20 protein-coding genes and 2 tRNA genes are annotated in these 15,687 nt (G+C 57.6%); 19 read left to right on the plus strand and 3 right to left on the minus strand.

Annotated elements, in window-relative coordinates; genetic code table 11:
* The first annotated feature begins 165 nt into the window (after positions 1-165).
* The 8 genes from QZL67_RS05800 (at position 166) to QZL67_RS05835 (ending at position 7,299) form a co-directional block, all read left to right on the plus strand.
* Entirely contained in the window at positions 166-303 is a 138-nt protein-coding gene (locus tag QZL67_RS05800) for a hypothetical protein (protein WP_022289805.1), read from the plus strand.
* A 414-nt stretch (positions 304-717) separates the two neighbouring features.
* A complete protein-coding gene (locus tag QZL67_RS05805) occupies positions 718-2,541 on the plus strand; it encodes a copper amine oxidase N-terminal domain-containing protein (protein ID WP_022289806.1) in 1,824 nt (607 codons plus the stop codon).
* 55 nt (positions 2,542-2,596) lie between these two features.
* Entirely contained in the window at positions 2,597-4,843 is a 2,247-nt protein-coding gene (locus tag QZL67_RS05810; protein ID WP_022289807.1) for a DNA gyrase subunit A, read from the plus strand.
* A 15-nt stretch (positions 4,844-4,858) separates the two neighbouring features.
* Positions 4,859-5,716 (plus strand): YitT family protein, encoded by an 858-nt coding sequence (locus QZL67_RS05815; protein ID WP_022289808.1) that lies wholly within the window; start codon positions 4,859-4,861, stop codon positions 5,714-5,716.
* A 1-nt stretch (position 5,717) separates the two neighbouring features.
* Positions 5,718-6,311, plus strand: coding sequence for a lactate utilization protein (locus tag QZL67_RS05820; protein ID WP_022289809.1), 594 nt, complete (start codon positions 5,718-5,720; stop codon positions 6,309-6,311).
* 50 nt (positions 6,312-6,361) lie between these two features.
* A complete protein-coding gene (locus QZL67_RS05825) occupies positions 6,362-7,033 on the plus strand; it encodes a hypothetical protein (protein WP_022289810.1) in 672 nt (223 codons plus the stop codon).
* A gap of 90 nt (positions 7,034-7,123) precedes the next feature.
* Positions 7,124-7,210, plus strand: a tRNA-Leu gene (locus QZL67_RS05830).
* Positions 7,211-7,223: 13 nt separating this feature from the next.
* Positions 7,224-7,299: transfer RNA gene (locus QZL67_RS05835), tRNA-Met, on the plus strand.
* A gap of 418 nt (positions 7,300-7,717) precedes the next feature.
* On the opposite strand, the gene QZL67_RS05840 is transcribed toward QZL67_RS05835, so the two are convergent.
* Entirely contained in the window at positions 7,718-7,987 is a 270-nt protein-coding gene (locus QZL67_RS05840; protein ID WP_022289811.1) for a hypothetical protein, read from the minus strand.
* A 333-nt stretch (positions 7,988-8,320) separates the two neighbouring features.
* Here QZL67_RS05840 and QZL67_RS05845 point away from each other — a divergent pair, with 333 nt between their 5' ends.
* Complete coding sequence (locus QZL67_RS05845; protein WP_022289812.1) at positions 8,321-8,542, plus strand: hypothetical protein; 222 nt, start codon at positions 8,321-8,323, stop codon at positions 8,540-8,542.
* Positions 8,543-8,945: 403 nt separating this feature from the next.
* Here the strand turns inward: QZL67_RS05845 and QZL67_RS05850 are convergent, their stop codons facing one another.
* Positions 8,946-10,139, minus strand: coding sequence for a tyrosine-type recombinase/integrase (locus tag QZL67_RS05850; protein ID WP_022289813.1), 1,194 nt, complete (start codon positions 10,137-10,139; stop codon positions 8,946-8,948).
* Between the two features lie 130 nt (positions 10,140-10,269).
* Complete coding sequence (locus QZL67_RS05855; RefSeq protein ID WP_022289814.1) at positions 10,270-10,845, minus strand: helix-turn-helix domain-containing protein; 576 nt, start codon at positions 10,843-10,845, stop codon at positions 10,270-10,272.
* Between the two features lie 139 nt (positions 10,846-10,984).
* On the opposite strand from QZL67_RS05855, the gene QZL67_RS05860 reads away from it, so the two are divergent.
* The 10 genes from QZL67_RS05860 to QZL67_RS05900 all read left to right on the plus strand — a co-directional run bounded on the left by QZL67_RS05860 (position 10,985) and on the right by QZL67_RS05900 (position 15,512).
* Positions 10,985-11,221 carry a helix-turn-helix transcriptional regulator gene (locus tag QZL67_RS05860; protein ID WP_022289815.1) on the plus strand — a complete coding sequence of 79 codons (237 nt, stop codon included), beginning with the start codon at positions 10,985-10,987 and terminating at the stop codon, positions 11,219-11,221.
* 19 nt (positions 11,222-11,240) lie between these two features.
* Entirely contained in the window at positions 11,241-11,429 is a 189-nt protein-coding gene (locus QZL67_RS05865; protein ID WP_022289816.1) for a helix-turn-helix domain-containing protein, read from the plus strand.
* Between the two features lie 197 nt (positions 11,430-11,626).
* Positions 11,627-12,109, plus strand: coding sequence for a hypothetical protein (locus QZL67_RS05870; RefSeq protein WP_022289818.1), 483 nt, complete (start codon positions 11,627-11,629; stop codon positions 12,107-12,109).
* Positions 12,106-12,297 carry a hypothetical protein gene (locus QZL67_RS05875; RefSeq protein WP_022289819.1) on the plus strand — a complete coding sequence of 64 codons (192 nt, stop codon included), beginning with the start codon at positions 12,106-12,108 and terminating at the stop codon, positions 12,295-12,297. Before QZL67_RS05870 ends, QZL67_RS05875 begins: the two co-directional genes overlap by 4 nt.
* Complete coding sequence (locus QZL67_RS05880; RefSeq protein WP_022289820.1) at positions 12,294-12,491, plus strand: hypothetical protein; 198 nt, start codon at positions 12,294-12,296, stop codon at positions 12,489-12,491. Before QZL67_RS05875 ends, QZL67_RS05880 begins: the two co-directional genes overlap by 4 nt.
* On the plus strand, positions 12,488-12,727 hold the full coding sequence (locus QZL67_RS05885; RefSeq protein WP_022289821.1) for a hypothetical protein: 240 nt from the start codon (positions 12,488-12,490) through the stop codon (positions 12,725-12,727). Before QZL67_RS05880 ends, QZL67_RS05885 begins: the two co-directional genes overlap by 4 nt.
* Positions 12,720-12,848: a hypothetical protein gene (locus QZL67_RS05890; RefSeq protein ID WP_022289822.1), complete on the plus strand. Its 129-nt coding sequence runs from the start codon at positions 12,720-12,722 to the stop codon at positions 12,846-12,848. The genes QZL67_RS05885 and QZL67_RS05890 overlap by 8 nt, the downstream gene beginning before the upstream one ends.
* Positions 12,849-13,000: 152 nt before the next feature.
* On the plus strand, positions 13,001-13,786 hold the full coding sequence (locus QZL67_RS05895) for a hypothetical protein (RefSeq protein ID WP_022289823.1): 786 nt from the start codon (positions 13,001-13,003) through the stop codon (positions 13,784-13,786).
* A gap of 137 nt (positions 13,787-13,923) precedes the next feature.
* Entirely contained in the window at positions 13,924-14,148 is a 225-nt protein-coding gene (locus tag QZL67_RS11665; protein WP_022289824.1) for a cysteine-rich KTR domain-containing protein, read from the plus strand.
* A gap of 902 nt (positions 14,149-15,050) precedes the next feature.
* The gene (locus QZL67_RS05900) at positions 15,051-15,512 is read left to right on the plus strand and encodes a hypothetical protein (protein WP_292919959.1); all 462 of its coding nucleotides are present in this window, start codon (positions 15,051-15,053) and stop codon (positions 15,510-15,512) included.
* Positions 15,513-15,687: the final 175 nt, after the last annotated feature.

Consider the following 15,687-nt stretch of genomic DNA (forward strand, 5'->3'; position numbering starts at 1 on the left):
ATGTGGTCCGCGACCGAGCGGAAGCGAGGGAGCCGCGCGTGAGCGCGTTTTGAATGGTCCAGCCGCAGCTGCGGCATCCGGGCGCGGAGCGGCAAGGATGCCACATCGCGGAAAACGGGTACAAGTATCTGGAAATGGCGGATATTTCGTAAGGAGATAAACGACATGTTTGAAACTGCTGTGGAAGATACTTGGACAATATGCGTCTTTACGGTATTGATTGTAATTATTGCCTTTGGTGCATGTAAAAAGATAAAATATGTAAAAAAACAGGCAGTATATACGCAGCCTTGCTCCGATTAAATGCAGGGTATCATTTTCACAGTAGAATATTAAGAGAATACAGAATTAATGAAAAAGTGCCATCAAAATCAAAGTTTGATAGATTTAACTTTGATGCTGCACTAGATAAACATATTTCTGCAAATTTGGATCATTACCTAGACTTGTTCAAAAAAATTTACGCAAACCAGCAGGGTTATCAACAGTACATGCGAGAAGTGAATAACGTGATCAGACAAGATCCAGTAAAACCGCATGAGGCAAAAAAAGATTTCCTGCATTCAAAGGACTCTTTGCGATAGATGTAACTTGGGCAAGGGAAGTCAATCAGAGTAATTTGACAACTTTTCATCGTGTTCCCGAATGTATCTCCATGCAGGTCCGTTTGATACACGCTCCCGCGGTGTGCGGGCAATGGAAAAAGGAGGAATCGGTATGAAACGCATTCTTTCCCTGGCACTATCCCTGATTCTGGCATGGTCCCTTTCCATTCCTACGCTGGCGGCGGAGGATCTGAATCCGCCCCTTTGGCAGCAGATGGGCTTTTCGTCCCGGGAGGAATGTATTACATCCGTCTACGGGGATGAGGACGCCTATGAGGAGGCAGTGCAGGAAGCACTGGAACGCCAACAGTGGGAGGACAGCAAAGCTGCCGAGATTGCATCCTTTGACCCCGATGCCTACTGGGAGTCCGACGAGTGCCAGTATCACTGGTACTATGACTCCAAGGAGGAATTCATGGAGGATTGGTTCCTGGAGACGGAAGAGGAGTTCCGGGACGTGATGCTGGAGGATTGGCTGGACCAGGAGTGGGATGCCTACCGGCAGGCCACGCTGGTGGAACGGACCCGGGCAGAGCTGGGCGCTCCGGCGGGCGAGACCGGCGTGATGCTGGACGGCACGTACATCTCCTTCCCCGGCGGCGCCGTGCCGGAGGTGGTGAACGGAGCAACCATGGTGCCCTGCGGCCCGGTGCTGAAGGCCTTCGGCGGGACCGTCAGCCATACAGGCAGTGAAGTGGTGTGTACCCTGGACGGCGCCGTTTACCGCCTGCGCAGCGGCAGCGATACCATTGCTGTCACAAATGCCGATGGCACCGCCTCTGAGATTGTCCTGGGTGCTGCCTGCTATGAGAAAAATGGCGCCACTTATCTGGCACTGCGCCCCTTTGCTGAGGCCATGGGCTGCGACGTGATGTGGGACAGCACTTTCCAGACCGCAGTGCTGTTGCGGCGGGAGGCGGCGATCGCCCAGCTGGATCAGCAGTTTACGGTCATCAACCAGATGTTTGCGGCGATGGAGTACGATGCGTCCAAAAACTACAAGACCGTGGCACGGATGGACGCCAAGCTCACCATGCTGGATTCCATCAACGGAGACAAGCAGTATCCTATGGACGCGGATGTGGAGATGCTGCAAAGCGGCGGTACTGTGAATTTGAAACTCACCATGGACCTCTCTTCCCTGCTGGAGATCCCGGACGCGCTGGACGGAATGGACCCGCTGTCTGCCGCGGCACTGAAAAACCAGCTGCGGAATGTGAAGATGGAGATGATCTATGACGCCGAGGGCGGCACCCTGTACCTGAAGATGCCGCTGCTGGCGGAACTCAGCGGCGGGCAGCTGGATCGGGACAGTTGGATCGCCTTCCCTTTGGGAGAGTTTGCCCAGATTCCAGTGGGCACCAGCACCACCATGGGGGCGATCCTCTACCAGAGCATGCGGCAGCAGGTGGAGCTTATGTCCAGCTTCGGACCCTATTTTGAGGGCATGATCACCCCCGCCCTGCTGTACCGGGAGCTGTTTGTCAGCGCGGAAGAAGCGGCGGCCTATGTGGGTGACGACTGTTTTGAAGCCAGCGGTGGATACAGCGTCCTCCACTACGACGAGGAGGATTACAACGCCTATCTGGAGTCCCAGTACGGCGAGGGCTCCGCAGAGTACCTCAGCGAATTTGAGCAGCTGGAGATGGAGCTGAAGATCGCACGCTCCGGCGCAGCCACCTTCCGCATGCTGATGCAGACCAAGGATCACGGGGTGTACTCCCCTGCTATGCTGCTGGACATCAGCGGCAGCCAGAGTCCCACCCGGGTGGATCTGAGCATGCTGGTGAAGCTGAAAAACCAGTTCAATCTGGAACTGACCTATACCGGCAATACTACGGAAACCAACCAGAAGCCCAACGCCGCCCCGCCGGCGGGAGAGACGGTGGTCAACCCCTATGAGTCCTATGAGACGCCGGAGCCTGCGGCGGCGTGAAGACGCCGCCCGGCTCCGTGCCGGAATTGAAATCTAATAAGGAACGAGACAACCTATGCCGAAGAAAAAACAGCCTGAAGAAACCAAACCGAAAGTCAATAATCCCAATGTGATGGGACTTCACGCGGCGGTGGTGGAACAGCCCATCACCGACACGCTGGAACTCAACTACATGCCCTATGCCATGAGCGTCATCGTCTCCCGGGCCATCCCGGAGATCGACGGGTTCAAACCCTCTCACCGAAAGCTCCTCTACACCATGTACCAGATGGGGCTTTTGACCAAGCCCCGGACAAAGTCTGCCAACATCGTGGGCCAGACCATGAAGCTCAATCCCCACGGCGACGCGGCTATCTATGATACCATGGTGCGCCTCTCCCGGGGCTACGGGGCGCTGCTGACCCCCTTTGTGGATTCCAAGGGCAACTTCGGCAAGTGCTATTCCCGGGACATGTCCTGTGCAGCCCCCCGGTACACGGAGGCAAAGCTGGCACCCATCTGCGCGGAGCTGTTCCGGGATATCGACAGCGACACCGTGGACTTTGTGGAGAACTACGATAACACCATGACCGAGCCCACGCTGCTGCCCACCACGTTTCCCAACATCCTGGTTTCCGCCAACAGCGGCATCGCCGTGGGTATGGCCTCCCAGTTCTGCGGATTCAATCTGAAAGAGGTCTGCGAGACCACCATTGCCTATCTGAAAAATCCCGCCTGTGACCTGATGGAAACACTGCTGGCGCCGGATTTCCCCACCGGCGGCGAACTGATCTGTGACCCGGACGCCCTGCGGGAGATCTATGAGACCGGCCGGGGCAGCGTCCGGGTCCGGGCCAAGTACCGCTATGTCAAAGAGGAAAACCTCATCGAGATCTATGAGATCCCCTACTCCACCACCGTGGAGGCCATCCTGGACAAGGTGGCGGAGCTCATCAAGGCCGGCAAGGCCAAGGAGATCGCCGACATGCGGGATGAGACGGACCTGAGCGGTTTGAAACTGGCCATCGACCTCAAGCGGGGCGTGGACCCGGACAAGCTCATGACCAAGCTCTATAAGCTCACCCCCCTGGAGGACGCCTTCTCCTGCAACTTCAACGTCCTCATCGCCGGAATGCCCCGGGTGCTGGGGGTGCGGCAGGTCCTGGAGGAGTGGACCGCCTGGCGGACAGAGTCCGTCCGCCGGCGGACCTTCTTCGTCATGAACCAGAAAAAGGACAAGCTCCATCTGCTCAAGGGCCTTAAGCGGATTCTGCTGGACATCGACAAAGCCATCCGCATCATCCGGGAGACGGAGGAGGAATCCGAGGTCATCCCCAATCTGATGATCGGCTTCGGCATCGACCAGCGTCAGGCGGAGTATGTGGCGGAGATCAAGCTGCGCAACATCAACAAGGAATACATTCTCAAACGGGTGCAGGAGACGGAGACCCTTCAGAACGAGATCGCGGACCTGGAGGACATTGTCAGCAATCCCCGCCGGATTCAGAAGATCCTGATCGCAGAGCTGACGGAGGTGGCCAAGAAATACGGCGAGCCCCGCCGGACCTCCATTGTCTATGGCAATGAGATCCAGGTCTATCAGGAGGAGTCCGAGGTGGAGGACTACCCGGTCCATGTGTTCCTCTCCCGGGAGGGATACTGCAAGAAGATCACCCCCGCCTCCCTGCGGATGAGCAGCGAGCAGAAATACAAGGAGGGCGACGGGCTCCTCCAGACCTTTGAGACCACCAACAACGCGGAGATCATGTTCTTCACGGATCACTGCCAGGTCTACAAAACCCGTCTGAGCGAGTTTGAAGACACTAAGGCCAGCGTTCTGGGTGATTACCTGCCTGCAAAGCTGGCCATGGACCCCGGTGAGAACGTGATCTTTGCCGTGCTGCCGGGTGAGGATTACACAGGGGCGCTGCTGTTCTTCTTTGAAAACGGCAAGGCTGCACGGGTGGAGATCAAGTCCTATCAGACCTCCTCCAACCGCCGCAAGCTCACCAGCGCCTATTCCGACAAGTCTCCCCTGCGCTGCATCCGCCGCATCGACACGGACTGCGAGCTGGCGGTGTACTCCACGGAGCCTCGGGTACTGATCTTCCACACGGCGCTGCTGGCGCCCAAGACCACCCGGACTACCCAGGGCGTGGCGGTGATGACGCTCAAGCCCAAGTACCGCCTGGACACCGTCAAGGCCCTGGAGGAGACTGCCATTACTAACCAGAGCCGCTACCGGGTGCGGGCCATTCCGGCTGCGGGGGCTCTGCTGCGGGAGGCAGACTCTGAGGAGCGGCAGATCGGACTGCTGGAATAAGAGGCACTGCGGAATATGAGAAAGTATTTGAAATCCTATGCCATTGTGGCGCTGGGGTCTGTGATCTTCGCACTGGCTTTTGACTGGTTCTTCGCCCCCAATCAGGTGGCCATGGGAGGGATCACGGGCCTTGCCCAGGTCATCAATGCCCTGGTGCCCTGGCTGAGCGTGGGCGTTTTGGCCTTTGTGCTGAATGTTCCGCTGTTTCTCGCGGGCTGGAAATACATCGGCTTTCACCTGCTGGCTTCCTCCCTCTTTTCCATGTTTGTCAGCTCAGTGGCCATCGACGTTATCGCCGCGGTGTATCCCTTCCCTGCCATGGACCCCATGCTGGCGACGCTGTGCGGCGGCGCACTGATGGGCCTGGGCTTGGGGATCGTATTCTCCCAGGGAGCAACCACCGGCGGCACAGACGTGGTGGCCCGGCTTTTGAAGCTGCGGATTCCCTGGCTGCCCATGGGGAAGCTGATGCTGCTTCCGGATTTTGTGGTGTTGGCGCTGGCGGCAGTGGTGTTCGGCGGCGTAGAGGCGGCGCTGTACGGCGCCGTGGGCCTATTCGTGGCCACCCGGGTGATGGACACCGTACTCTATGGCCTGGATACCTCCAAGGTGGCTTACATCATCTCCGACCGGTGGAAGGCCGTGTCGGACATGCTGCTGAAGGACCTGGACCGGGGTGTCACGCTTTTGCAGGGTGAGGGTGGCTACACCGGCACGGAGAAGCAGGTGCTGCTGGTGGCTTTCAAGCAAAAGGAGATCGTGGAGATCAAGCAGCGGGTCCATGAGATTGATCCCCATGCGTTCATGATTGTGTGTGATGCCCACGATGTGCTGGGCGAGGGCTTTGGGAATTACCGGAAGGAGGAGCTATAACATGACGGATTTTGCAAAAGTGGAACAGAACCTGACGGCGCTGGGCTATACGGTCAAGACCTTTGCCACCGGCGCGGAGGCGGCGGCTTATCTCAATGGCACCATCGACGCCACTACGGTGGGCATCGGCGGCTCCATGAGCGTGCAGCAGCTGGGATTATATGACATGCTGGCTACTCACAATGAGGTCCACTGGCACTGGGTGGGCGGCCCCGCGGAGCGGGAGCAGGCGGCCCGGACACAGGTATACCTGACCTCTGTCAACGGCCTTGCGGAGACCGGCGAGCTTGTCAACATCGACGGTGCCGGCAACCGGGTGGCCTCCACGCTGTACGGCCATCAGAAGGTTTATTTCCTCATCGGGCGGAACAAGCTGGCACCGACCTATGAAGAGGCCCTGTGGCGGGCACGGAACATCGCCGCGCCCAAGAATGCCCAGCGGCTGGAGAAAAAGACGCCCTGTGCCGTCAAGGGGGATCGCTGCTACAACTGCAAGAGTCCGGACCGTATCTGCCGGGGACTGGTGGTTCTTTGGGGCCCCATGATGGGCATGGAGGCCGAGGTCATTTTGGTAGACGAGGATCTGGGTATGTGAGCGGCGTCTGCCGGGCGGCCCTGCCGAAGAGAAGAAGGAGGTTGCATTTCATGAAGCTGCGGATTCTGGCGGTACTCTGCGCCGTGCTGCTGCTGACGGGATGCGCCTCCCTGCTGGAGCGCACCTATACATCTGTGGAACCCCACTCCAGCAAATTCTGGGAAAGCGAGGCCGCCGGCACGCTGCGGGCGGAGAATTATCAGGACATCGTTAACGACCTGCTGCTGCTGATTGGGGAACACACGGAGACAGCCACGCTGCGGCTTTATAATTACAGCGATGATCTGACTGTGGCGGAGACGCTGGAACAGGCCGCAGCGGAGGTCCAGCAGGAGACGCCCATGGGTGCCTATGCAGTGGAGTACATCACCTCTGCCAGCCAGCCCCAGCGGGGATACTACGAGATCAGCCTGCAGATCGGTTCCCGCCGTACGGCGGAGCAGATCCAGGCGGTGGTCAATGCCACCAGCACGGAGGCACTGCCCAGTTTGCTGGAGGCAGCGCTGGACGAGGGACGGACGGAGCTGGCAGTCCGCATCGGATACTGGAGGGAGGACAGTCAGGCGCGGGTGGAAGAGATCGTGGCGGAGATCCGAAAGCAGCGGGGATTGGAGCAGACCCCAGCCTGGACGGTATCCTACTATCCCGCCGACGGTGAGGTGGGCCTGATTGAATTTATCCTGTCACAACAGGTGCAGCCTAAGACAGAACCGGCGGCGTGAGCCACCTCGTTTCCGGAAATTTTAAAATTTTCTTGAAACCTACTTGACATGTGGAGAATCATATGCTATTCTAAATGATGCCGACAAGCTGCCGGTGTGGTGGAATTGGTAGACACAGGGGACTTAAAATCCCCCGGTAGCGATACTGTACCGGTTCGAGTCCGGTCACCGGCACCACAAAAGTAGATATCGCGGAGTAGAGCAGTTGGTAGCTCGTCGGGCTCATAACCCGGAGGTCGCAGGTTCGAGTCCTGTCTCCGCAACCAGACAAAGAACCTTGAAGCCGCAACGGTTTCAAGGTTCTTTTTGTGCTATTTGGGCAGGTGTTTTCCCTTTATTTTTCCCTTTACAGATTTTTAAGGGGAATTTTCAGGGGGTGCAGCCTCCCCGGCGATGTGCCGCCCAGGCTGCGAGGATGTCGGGTAAACCGACACCCCAGACGGATTTCCAGCACCTAGGCAAGGGGGAGCAAATCGGCAAGCGCCTGCCGATTTGTACGGCACCCAGGCCCCCCGGGAACGTGCGCGGCGCTCCTGGATAAAGAAACCACCGTTGTCGGAAAATCCAACAACGGTGGGCCTGCTGGGGATATGGCCCCGGTGTCCGAATCGGACACAAGGGCGGCGGCAGCTCCGGCAGGGGTACCCCCAAAATTTTGCGGGTACCTCCGCCGCCGGTGATCCTTTACGCCACACAGAACCGGCGGGTGGTCGTGGTGTGGGTGAAGCGCTCCGCCACGTCCGGGAGGGCCTTGCGGAGGGCCACTGTGTCAACCCTGGAAGCGGTGACGGCTTTCCAGGTGATCTTATACTCCCCGGCCTGGATGGCCTCACGGTCCCCCATAGCGGCCTTGATGGCGTCTTTCAGGGCTTCCGCCTCCGCCTGGGCCTCGTCAATCAGGGCTTGCAGCTGGCGCAGCTCCCGCGCCTTGGCTTCCAGTTCGTTGATACTCATGGTGTGTTCCTCCTCATATCCTGCGGCGGCTGGTTTGGTGCTCTCCGGATCGTCCCCGGCCTTCACGAAGCAGCCCGCCCGTTTGTGGGATGGGGAGATTTTAGAGAGGTCATCCGGCTCTTTCCCGGTCCGCCTGTCGCAGCTCCCTGTTCCCTTGCTGTGATTATAATATAGCATATATGTGCGCATATATCAATTCGCACAGTACACAAATATATGCGCTCATATATATCTATTTTGTATATGGACACATATAGATTTTTGCGCTATAATAAAGCTACAATGGGAGAGGTATCGAAAAAAACACGATTTTCCCCCCAGGAAGGGAGCACTATGGAGGAGAAGAAAGTAAGCGCAGCGCAGCGCAAAGCAACGGAAAAGTACCTGGGAAAGTTTGAGGAACTTCGCGCCAGGGTTCCGAAAGGGCAAAAGGAAGAGATTCAGGCCCACGCAGCGGCCCAGGGCGAGAGCGTGAACGCCTTTATCAATCGGGCCATCATGGAGGCCATGGAGCGGGACAAGGCCTCCGGAGCGCCCCAGGAAGGCAAAGCATAAGCCCCAGGCCATGCAGGCCCAGGGCTGGGGTTGACAGCGGCCCCGGAGGGGCCTATAATGAACATAGAAAAGGGCGCTGCGACAAGCGGTTAGCCCGGGATGTGAAGAATCCTAAAGCAAAGCCTTAGAAACCGTCACCGGCCAGGGTGGCGGTTTCTGCTTTTTACGATGATCGTAACCGTAAAGGCTCCGATATGTAACGTAATCCGCATAGCCTCACCCCCTTTCGGGTGGTGTGACCAACCGCCTGCCGTTGTGCAGCGCCGAAACGAGAATACCACAGCCGCCGCCAAAATGCAAGGCGGATCGTCAGGACCGGCCCGCCGCCGCGCCCTGGGCAGATCCTCACGCAGCACAGCAAAACCGGCCCTTGTGTCCGATTCGGACACCGGGGCCGGTTCTCTTATGTGCCGGAAACCGTCTTGATAAACGCATCCATACGGGCGGCGCTGGCCTGCCGCATCTGCGTGGTAACATGGGCGTAAATATCCAGGGTAAAGGCCGCTGTGGCGTGTCCTAGCGTCTCCTGTACGGTCTTGATGTCATCCCCTGCCCGGATCGCAGCCACGGCATAGGAGTGCCGCAGATCGTGAAAACGGGCGTCCGGGCGTCCGATGGCGGCGGCAGCCTGCTTGAAGCTGCGGTAAACCGCCGCCTGGGCAAGATGGTGGCCCAGATCATCCGTAAACACCAGGCCGGAGTCCTCCCACAGCTTCCCGGCCCGCAGGCGCTGGGCAGCCTGGGCGGCCCTGTGACGCTTCAGGAGGGCCATGACGGAGGCGGCGGGGGTAATGGTGCGGCTCTTGCCGTTTTTGGTGGAGGTCAGGCGGTATTCTCCACCGCCGCCCCGCAGCCGCTGCAGCTGCTTGTTGATGGTGATGGTGCCTGCCTCAAAGTCCACACAGTCCCACATAAGGCCCATGACTTCCCCCTCACGCATCCCGGTAAAGAGGGTGACGGTGAAAAGCACCTCCATGCGGCTGCCCTGGATCTCCCGCAGAAACGCTGTAATCTGTTCGTCATCCAGGGGCGCCAGCTCCCGCTTTTCGATGCGGGGCAGCGTACAGGCTCCCGCCGGGTTGAAGCGGATATAGCCAATCAAAACGGCTTGCTGCAGGGCTTTGTGGAATACGCCGTGAATGTTCTTGACCGTCTTGGGGGAAAGGCCCTCCGGGCGGTCCTTTGTGGGCTTGCCCAGGGCATTATAAAAGGACTGGATCATGTGGGTATTCAGCGATTCCAGCCGCACAGCGCCCAGGGCGGGCTTGATATAGACCCGGATATAGGACTTGTACAGATCCACCGTGCGGGGCTTGACGCCGCCCAGGTAGGTTTCCGCCCAGGCGTCCAGCCATTGCCCCAGGGTCTGCTTGTTGGGGGCTGTATAGGTGCCGTTATCAATGGCGGCGGTGGCGGCTTTGAGTTTCTGGGCAACTTCCTTTTGGGTCTTGCCGGTGATGGAGCGCTGCACCTGCTTGCCGGTGCCGGGGTCCGCTCCCTCCGTGTATCGTGCCTCCCAGTATTCATACTTCTTGCCGTTGCGGGTAACAGTTTTCTTGCGGATCGTGCCCGTTCCCTTTGCAGATCGTCCGGCCATACGGGAAAATCTCCTTTCCTTTTGCGGCCCGGTATGCTATCATAAGAGGGCATACAGGGCCTATTTGAGTGTTTGGGGTCTGTCTATGCCGCCCGTCCAGGGGTCCAGCCTGGGCGGGCATTTTTATTTTTTAGAACGGCTGATTCTCTGGATGGTTCTCTTTTATATTTTTAAAATATTCACGTTCTTTTTGCTGAATGATATTTGCATAGTTGCTTATAAGTTCATTGATGCAGACTTCATAGCTTGTTTGGCCCAAGGCACCCTTTCCGTATAAATCAGAAATGCGTGTTACCGAGGTTAAAAATTCAGCTAAGTCCCCATTGCACACATCTAGGGTTTGTACCCACGATGAATCATCAATAATTCTGTTATCTTCTGCATCTTCATCATCTCTGACAGAAATGTACCCCTCTTCAATCAGGCGAACCAAGCCTAAAAGTGCAGCAGGTAAGTCAAAATAAACATATTGGTCAGGAATAAAAAAATCAGATTCTCTACTTATTCCACATAGCCAATCCAAAGAAACGTGAAACTGTGCAGCAATATTAGTAACGACCCCAACCGAGGGGTTTTTTTGACCCTTTTCATAAGAAGATAGTGCAGAGGCGGTTACACCAATTTTATCTGCGAAATCTCTCTGGGATAATTTAAGCTTTGTCCGAAGCTGTTTCAAACGTTCACCGAATATTGTTGTATCAGGCATATTCTCACCCCCTAATACAAACATAATAGCACGAAAAGCAAATAAGTCAACAAAATAAACTATCGAGGAAATGTTATAATATAGTTGACATCAAAAACCTACAGTGTTATTATTTACTCAAAGTTGAAAGGAGGACGTTATGAGAACGGCAATTATCCCCAACAGCCCGGTAATCATTCGGAAACGGGTCTTGTCTGGTCTGAACAAGTCCGATGTGGCAAAGGCTGCCGGAATCCCCCATTCCTCTGTCATCCGGGCAGAGAGCGGGCAGAGCGTAAGTCCCAAAACGGCAACGGGTATTTGCAAGGCATTGGGCATGGATTTTGACGCCCTGTTTACCATCAAGGGAGCAGACGTGTCCGATTCTGACACCTGAATGGAAAGGAGAGAAGATCATGGAGCGAATTGCGGTATCTGTGACGGAGGCGGCGGAGATGCTGGGCATGTGCCCCAAAACCGTCTATCAGCTCACGCGGCGGGCTGATTTCCCTGCGTTCAAGGCGGGAAACCGTACCGTTATTTCCGTGGAGGGCCTGCAGGAGTGGGTCCGGCGGCAGGCCACGGGAGAGGGAGCGGCGGTATGATGGGTATTTGCCGCCGTTTTGACCCCATCACGGCCAGCTGCGCCCGGTGCTGCGCGGTATGCAGCAGGCGGGGCAACTGCCAGGAGGAAACAGAAAAAGCCGCCCCGGTGCTGGAACACCGAAGCGGCAAGGCGGAACAGATTTGGAACCCTGTTTCCGCCTCCTATCTTAACAGAATTTGAGGAGGATTGCAAGCGATGACACTACATAACGAAACCACCGCCGCCCCGGCGGCGGATCTCCAGCGCCCCGCGTATGTCCTGAGTGACGAAGCCTTGCTGAGTCTGTCGGAAACCACCCTATACGGCGAGGGTGACAACTGCCTGTGGTATGTGGAGGACGGGAAGCCCGTGGGCGGTTTTTGGAGCATTGCGGAAGAGGTAGCCCGGGCCACGGCGGCGGATGCCGTCCAGCTCTCCAGCGGCCAGGGCCGCGCCATACTGGCTATGCGGGCCTTTTACTTCCTGGGCGTCCTGCGGGGCGGGGAGGCTTACCGGCGGTTGGTTGCGCCGGAAGAAGAGTTTGAGAAGCTGATTGACCTGCCCTTTACCGTGTATTCAGAGCTTTTCGCAGAGGACTTGGAGGCCATGCCGCCGGAGTGGATGGCCCGTTTACTGGCCCTCCTGGGGCTTACTGTGCCCTGGGCGGCGGAGGATATGAAAGGAGGCCCGGAGGCATGAGACAGCAAGACACCGTGCGGGAGGACGCCGCAAAAATGGCGGCAATCGTCCGGGACCGCCTGAGCGGAATTGTCCCGGCTGCATCCATGGAGGTATTCGGAAGCCAGTGTATGGAAACCGGGGATTTTTACGTTAATCTCCGAATCCGTATGTCTGGGTGCACGATGAAGAAGGAGGGTATCGCATGAAATTTCAGGGCAAAGAGTTTGTAGACGCCGCTCAGATTCCCGGAGTAGTGATGATGAACGGCCAGCCATACGGAGAGGCGGGCGGCCATTGGTTCCCTGTGAAAGGCGCTATCCGCTGCGGTACCGGCTTTGTCCCGGTGCTGGACATCCCCATGATGGACGAACAGCCCAGCAGAAAGGCGGCGGGAGCATGAATACACAGCAAATCAGCGAAACTGCGCTTTTCTCTTTACCCGAAAATTCCGTTTCTTATGAGCAAATGCTTCAGGATCTTATGAACTGCCTGGAAACTGCCCCCGAAACTGCCGTGTGTCCACCGCCGAAAGCTCCTTGCAAGGCCGGGTATTACATGGGATGGCTTGCTTTAAACGCCATTGCTTATGGTTTTAAACGGGGTACAGAGGCGGCGGCGGGGGTACAACATGAGTGAAGCCCAGGCCAGACGGCTTGCCGCCATGCTGACGGACAAGCAGCGCCGCGATTTTCTGAAACTGGCGCAGATCATCCAGGAGACCGAACACAAAAAGCCCGCCGCCGGTGGGCAGGAATAACACCCAAGGCTTTAGCGTCGCAGCAGTGCGGCGCTAAAACCGTTTTTAGGGCATTTGGAATAGGGTGGAATACGGTGGAGCCTGTTGCACCCAACAAAGAAAAACGCACCGCCAGAGGGGCGGGAACACATGGGCAGCCAGGAGGGGCAAGAATGGCAAAACGGAAAAAGACCATCATAGCCGGTCCCATCGTCAAGACCATCATTTACACAGCGCCGGAGCCGCAGGACGGGAAGCGGGCCAGGGCGGAAAAGTCCAAAATGACCTCCGCCGCCCAAAAGGCCATGAACGACAAGACCGCCCGGGGACGGCTGGAAATGCTGCTGGCGGCAAACTTTACCGGGCGGGACCTGTTCGTTACCCTTACATACCGTGACGCAGATCTACCCGACAGCCGGGCGGCGGCGGTGAAGCTGCTGCGGGCCTTTATCAAAGCCCTGCGGCAGCATCGGAAAGCCCGGGGCCAGGACCTCAAATATATATACACCACCGAAGAAAAGCACGGAGAAGCCCGTTTGCACCATCATCTGGTTATCAGCTCCACGGGGGCAGATATAGAGGTTATCCGCAGCCTGTGGCCCTATGCGGACGTAATCGACATGGAGTATATCGGCCAGCGGGATTATGAGACCTGGGCGCTCTACATGACCAAGGAGAGCGTCACAGGGCGGCCCGTGGGGGCGCAGATGTGGACCGGCAGCCGGAATCTGCAAAAGCCTGTGGTGAAGTCCTGCTATGTGCCAAATGACACCATGCTTGCCGTTCCCGTTGGCTGCCACATCATCGAGCGGGAAGAGCGTGTAACGGAGTTTGGAAGCTACTGCTATATCAAGTACCGGCTGCCCAGCCAGAGGCAGGGCGGCGGCCAGATCATAGAGCGCAGCCAGTTGGAAAAAGGCTATGGAGACGCCTTTTTACTTGCTTGTAATCAGATATAACTTTAGGAACAGGACCAGAGAAAAGGCCCGGGACCTCTTGAAAGCAGCTCAACCGCCCGGTAACATGAAAGCACACGGGGCGATTTTCGCGCGAGGCGCACGCGCGAGATGGCCCACACCGGAAAGGAGCGGCTTTTATGACCCAAACAGCCATTGTCCCATGCTTTTCCACGCCCTTGGGCGTGTTTATTTCCTGCCCTACCTGCAAGGCAAAACGGCTCATGCGGCTATACCCGGAGACATCGGGGACAGGCGTGGCCCTGTTCTGCCGTAGGTGCAAGCGTGAGCTCGTGGTGGATATTCAGCCGGGAACCGGCCCGGACCGTGTGACCCTGCGGGAAATCAACGCCGCAGCAGGTTGACAGGGCCTAACGTTTCGTTATCCCCCCTGCCTGGATGGCGGCGGCACAGACGGGCCAAGGACCGGGGGCAGAACCTTTTCCGACGGTGGGAGAGAGCGGCGGAGGGGGTAACTGGCAGGCCGCAGGGAATCACGCCCGCAGGACGCGCCCGCAAACGCCGCGCCTGCGTAAGCAGCGTTCAAACCGCGCATAAAACGAGGGCAAATTTCACAGCGGAGCAGGCACAGCAGCCGGGACGCTTGGGCGCATGGGCGCTCGCGCCTGCAGGTGCGGGGCTTCCTTGCAGCCCCTACCCCCAGGGTGGGGAAGTTCTGAGAGAGGCACACAAGACCGCAGGCCCCCATTCATGCGTGGCTTTTTCCCCACGGGAAAGTTTAAAAACGCCCGCATTGCCCCGCACAATAGGCGGCCCAAAATGGCGATAAATAAACGGCGTTTTTTACGGGAAGCTACGTACGCACGCAGGTGCTTGCGTGGGCGCAGCTGCGTGCGTGGGCGGGTGGTTCCTTGCCCCGCCCCCCAGCCTGGTAAAGTTTCGGGCATGGGTATGCAAGACCGCAGGCCCCCTCGAATGCGAAAAAAATTCCCCCATCAGGATTCTACGCTACCGCCGCCCTTGTGTCCGATTCGGACACCGGGGCCATATCCCCAGCAGGCCCCAGAAACCACCAGGGAGACCACAGAGGCCACCGCCGCCGGGCCGGTTCTGTCTGTCCTACCCCCTACCAGGAGGCCGCAGCGGGCCCCGGAAGCTGCCAAGGAGACCGCTGAGACCTCCGCCGCCGGGCCGGTTCTGTCTGCACTCCCCCCTGCCAGGAGGCCGCAGCAGGCCCCAGAAGCCACCAGGGAGACCACAGAGGCCACCGCCGCCGGGGCGGTTACTTTCAATGCCAGGAGGGACTATGAGCTATTGGAACAAGTGGTATCAACGTACGGCAGATGAAAGGATGGGCGCGGTGATCGCGCATAACTTCCTTGGCGGAAACCTCATTACCCTGCAATATGCAAACCCGGATCGTGTAACGGATCTGTTTGTAATCCGAAACTGGAAAGCATGGCTTGACCGCGCCAGAATATCAAACGGCGGGAATTTCAAGTTCATTGTGGGGCACGACTACGGGACGCCGGAGGCCCCGGCCATGGCGCACTATGTTTTTATAGACGTTGCTGCAGCAGAGTGCGAACGCATGGCATCAAACTGGGTCTGTGGGCCTGCATCAGTTACACACCTGGATGTACACACGCTGCATGATGTCCTGTCCGCCCTCTCAAACCGCCCCGTCATGCAGCGCAAAACCTCGCGGCCTCTGTGGGGATCGTCAAGAAAGGTACCGTGTGAAGTTCCGCCCAGCAAAACTGGGTAATGAGGGGCGGGACAGCCCCCAAATTTTCCCCTTATTTTTTCCCTTTAAGCCGTTCCAGACTGAAAATTGAAAAATCCACACAATACCATGGAACGGTTGAAAACAGGGAACAACGGACGGTGCAGAACATACCAGAAAAAGCGGCTAGTCAATTCGAGTCCTGTCTCCGCAACCA

The organism is Oscillibacter sp. CAG:155, assembly GCA_000436875.1.
In the GTDB taxonomy this organism is placed as follows: Bacteria; Bacillota; Clostridia; order Oscillospirales; family Oscillospiraceae; genus Oscillibacter.

What these genes read in the sequence shown, in the direction of transcription:
- QZL67_RS05900 (WP_292919959.1), top strand. Translation starts at nt 15,051, where the DNA reads ATGAGCTATTGGAACAAGTGGTATCAACGTACGGCAGATGAAAGGATG.
- QZL67_RS05870 (WP_022289818.1), top strand. Translation starts at nt 11,627, where the DNA reads ATGACACTACATAACGAAACCACCGCCGCCCCGGCGGCGGATCTCCAG.
- QZL67_RS05885 (WP_022289821.1), top strand. Translation starts at nt 12,488, where the DNA reads ATGAATACACAGCAAATCAGCGAAACTGCGCTTTTCTCTTTACCCGAA.
- QZL67_RS05895 (WP_022289823.1), top strand. Translation starts at nt 13,001, where the DNA reads ATGGCAAAACGGAAAAAGACCATCATAGCCGGTCCCATCGTCAAGACC.
- QZL67_RS05845 (WP_022289812.1), top strand. Translation starts at nt 8,321, where the DNA reads ATGGAGGAGAAGAAAGTAAGCGCAGCGCAGCGCAAAGCAACGGAAAAG.
- QZL67_RS05855 (WP_022289814.1), bottom strand. Translation starts at nt 10,845, where the DNA reads ATGCCTGATACAACAATATTCGGTGAACGTTTGAAACAGCTTCGGACA.
- QZL67_RS11665 (WP_022289824.1), top strand. Translation starts at nt 13,924, where the DNA reads ATGACCCAAACAGCCATTGTCCCATGCTTTTCCACGCCCTTGGGCGTG.
- QZL67_RS05810 (WP_022289807.1), top strand. Translation starts at nt 2,597, where the DNA reads ATGCCGAAGAAAAAACAGCCTGAAGAAACCAAACCGAAAGTCAATAAT.
- QZL67_RS05840 (WP_022289811.1), bottom strand. Translation starts at nt 7,987, where the DNA reads ATGAGTATCAACGAACTGGAAGCCAAGGCGCGGGAGCTGCGCCAGCTG.
- QZL67_RS05815 (WP_022289808.1), top strand. Translation starts at nt 4,859, where the DNA reads ATGAGAAAGTATTTGAAATCCTATGCCATTGTGGCGCTGGGGTCTGTG.
- QZL67_RS05820 (WP_022289809.1), top strand. Translation starts at nt 5,718, where the DNA reads ATGACGGATTTTGCAAAAGTGGAACAGAACCTGACGGCGCTGGGCTAT.
- QZL67_RS05800 (WP_022289805.1), top strand. Translation starts at nt 166, where the DNA reads ATGTTTGAAACTGCTGTGGAAGATACTTGGACAATATGCGTCTTTACG.
- QZL67_RS05875 (WP_022289819.1), top strand. Translation starts at nt 12,106, where the DNA reads ATGAGACAGCAAGACACCGTGCGGGAGGACGCCGCAAAAATGGCGGCA.
- QZL67_RS05880 (WP_022289820.1), top strand. Translation starts at nt 12,294, where the DNA reads ATGAAATTTCAGGGCAAAGAGTTTGTAGACGCCGCTCAGATTCCCGGA.
- QZL67_RS05865 (WP_022289816.1), top strand. Translation starts at nt 11,241, where the DNA reads ATGGAGCGAATTGCGGTATCTGTGACGGAGGCGGCGGAGATGCTGGGC.
- QZL67_RS05860 (WP_022289815.1), top strand. Translation starts at nt 10,985, where the DNA reads ATGAGAACGGCAATTATCCCCAACAGCCCGGTAATCATTCGGAAACGG.
- QZL67_RS05890 (WP_022289822.1), top strand. Translation starts at nt 12,720, where the DNA reads ATGAGTGAAGCCCAGGCCAGACGGCTTGCCGCCATGCTGACGGACAAG.
- QZL67_RS05805 (WP_022289806.1), top strand. Translation starts at nt 718, where the DNA reads ATGAAACGCATTCTTTCCCTGGCACTATCCCTGATTCTGGCATGGTCC.
- QZL67_RS05825 (WP_022289810.1), top strand. Translation starts at nt 6,362, where the DNA reads ATGAAGCTGCGGATTCTGGCGGTACTCTGCGCCGTGCTGCTGCTGACG.
- QZL67_RS05850 (WP_022289813.1), bottom strand. Translation starts at nt 10,139, where the DNA reads ATGGCCGGACGATCTGCAAAGGGAACGGGCACGATCCGCAAGAAAACT.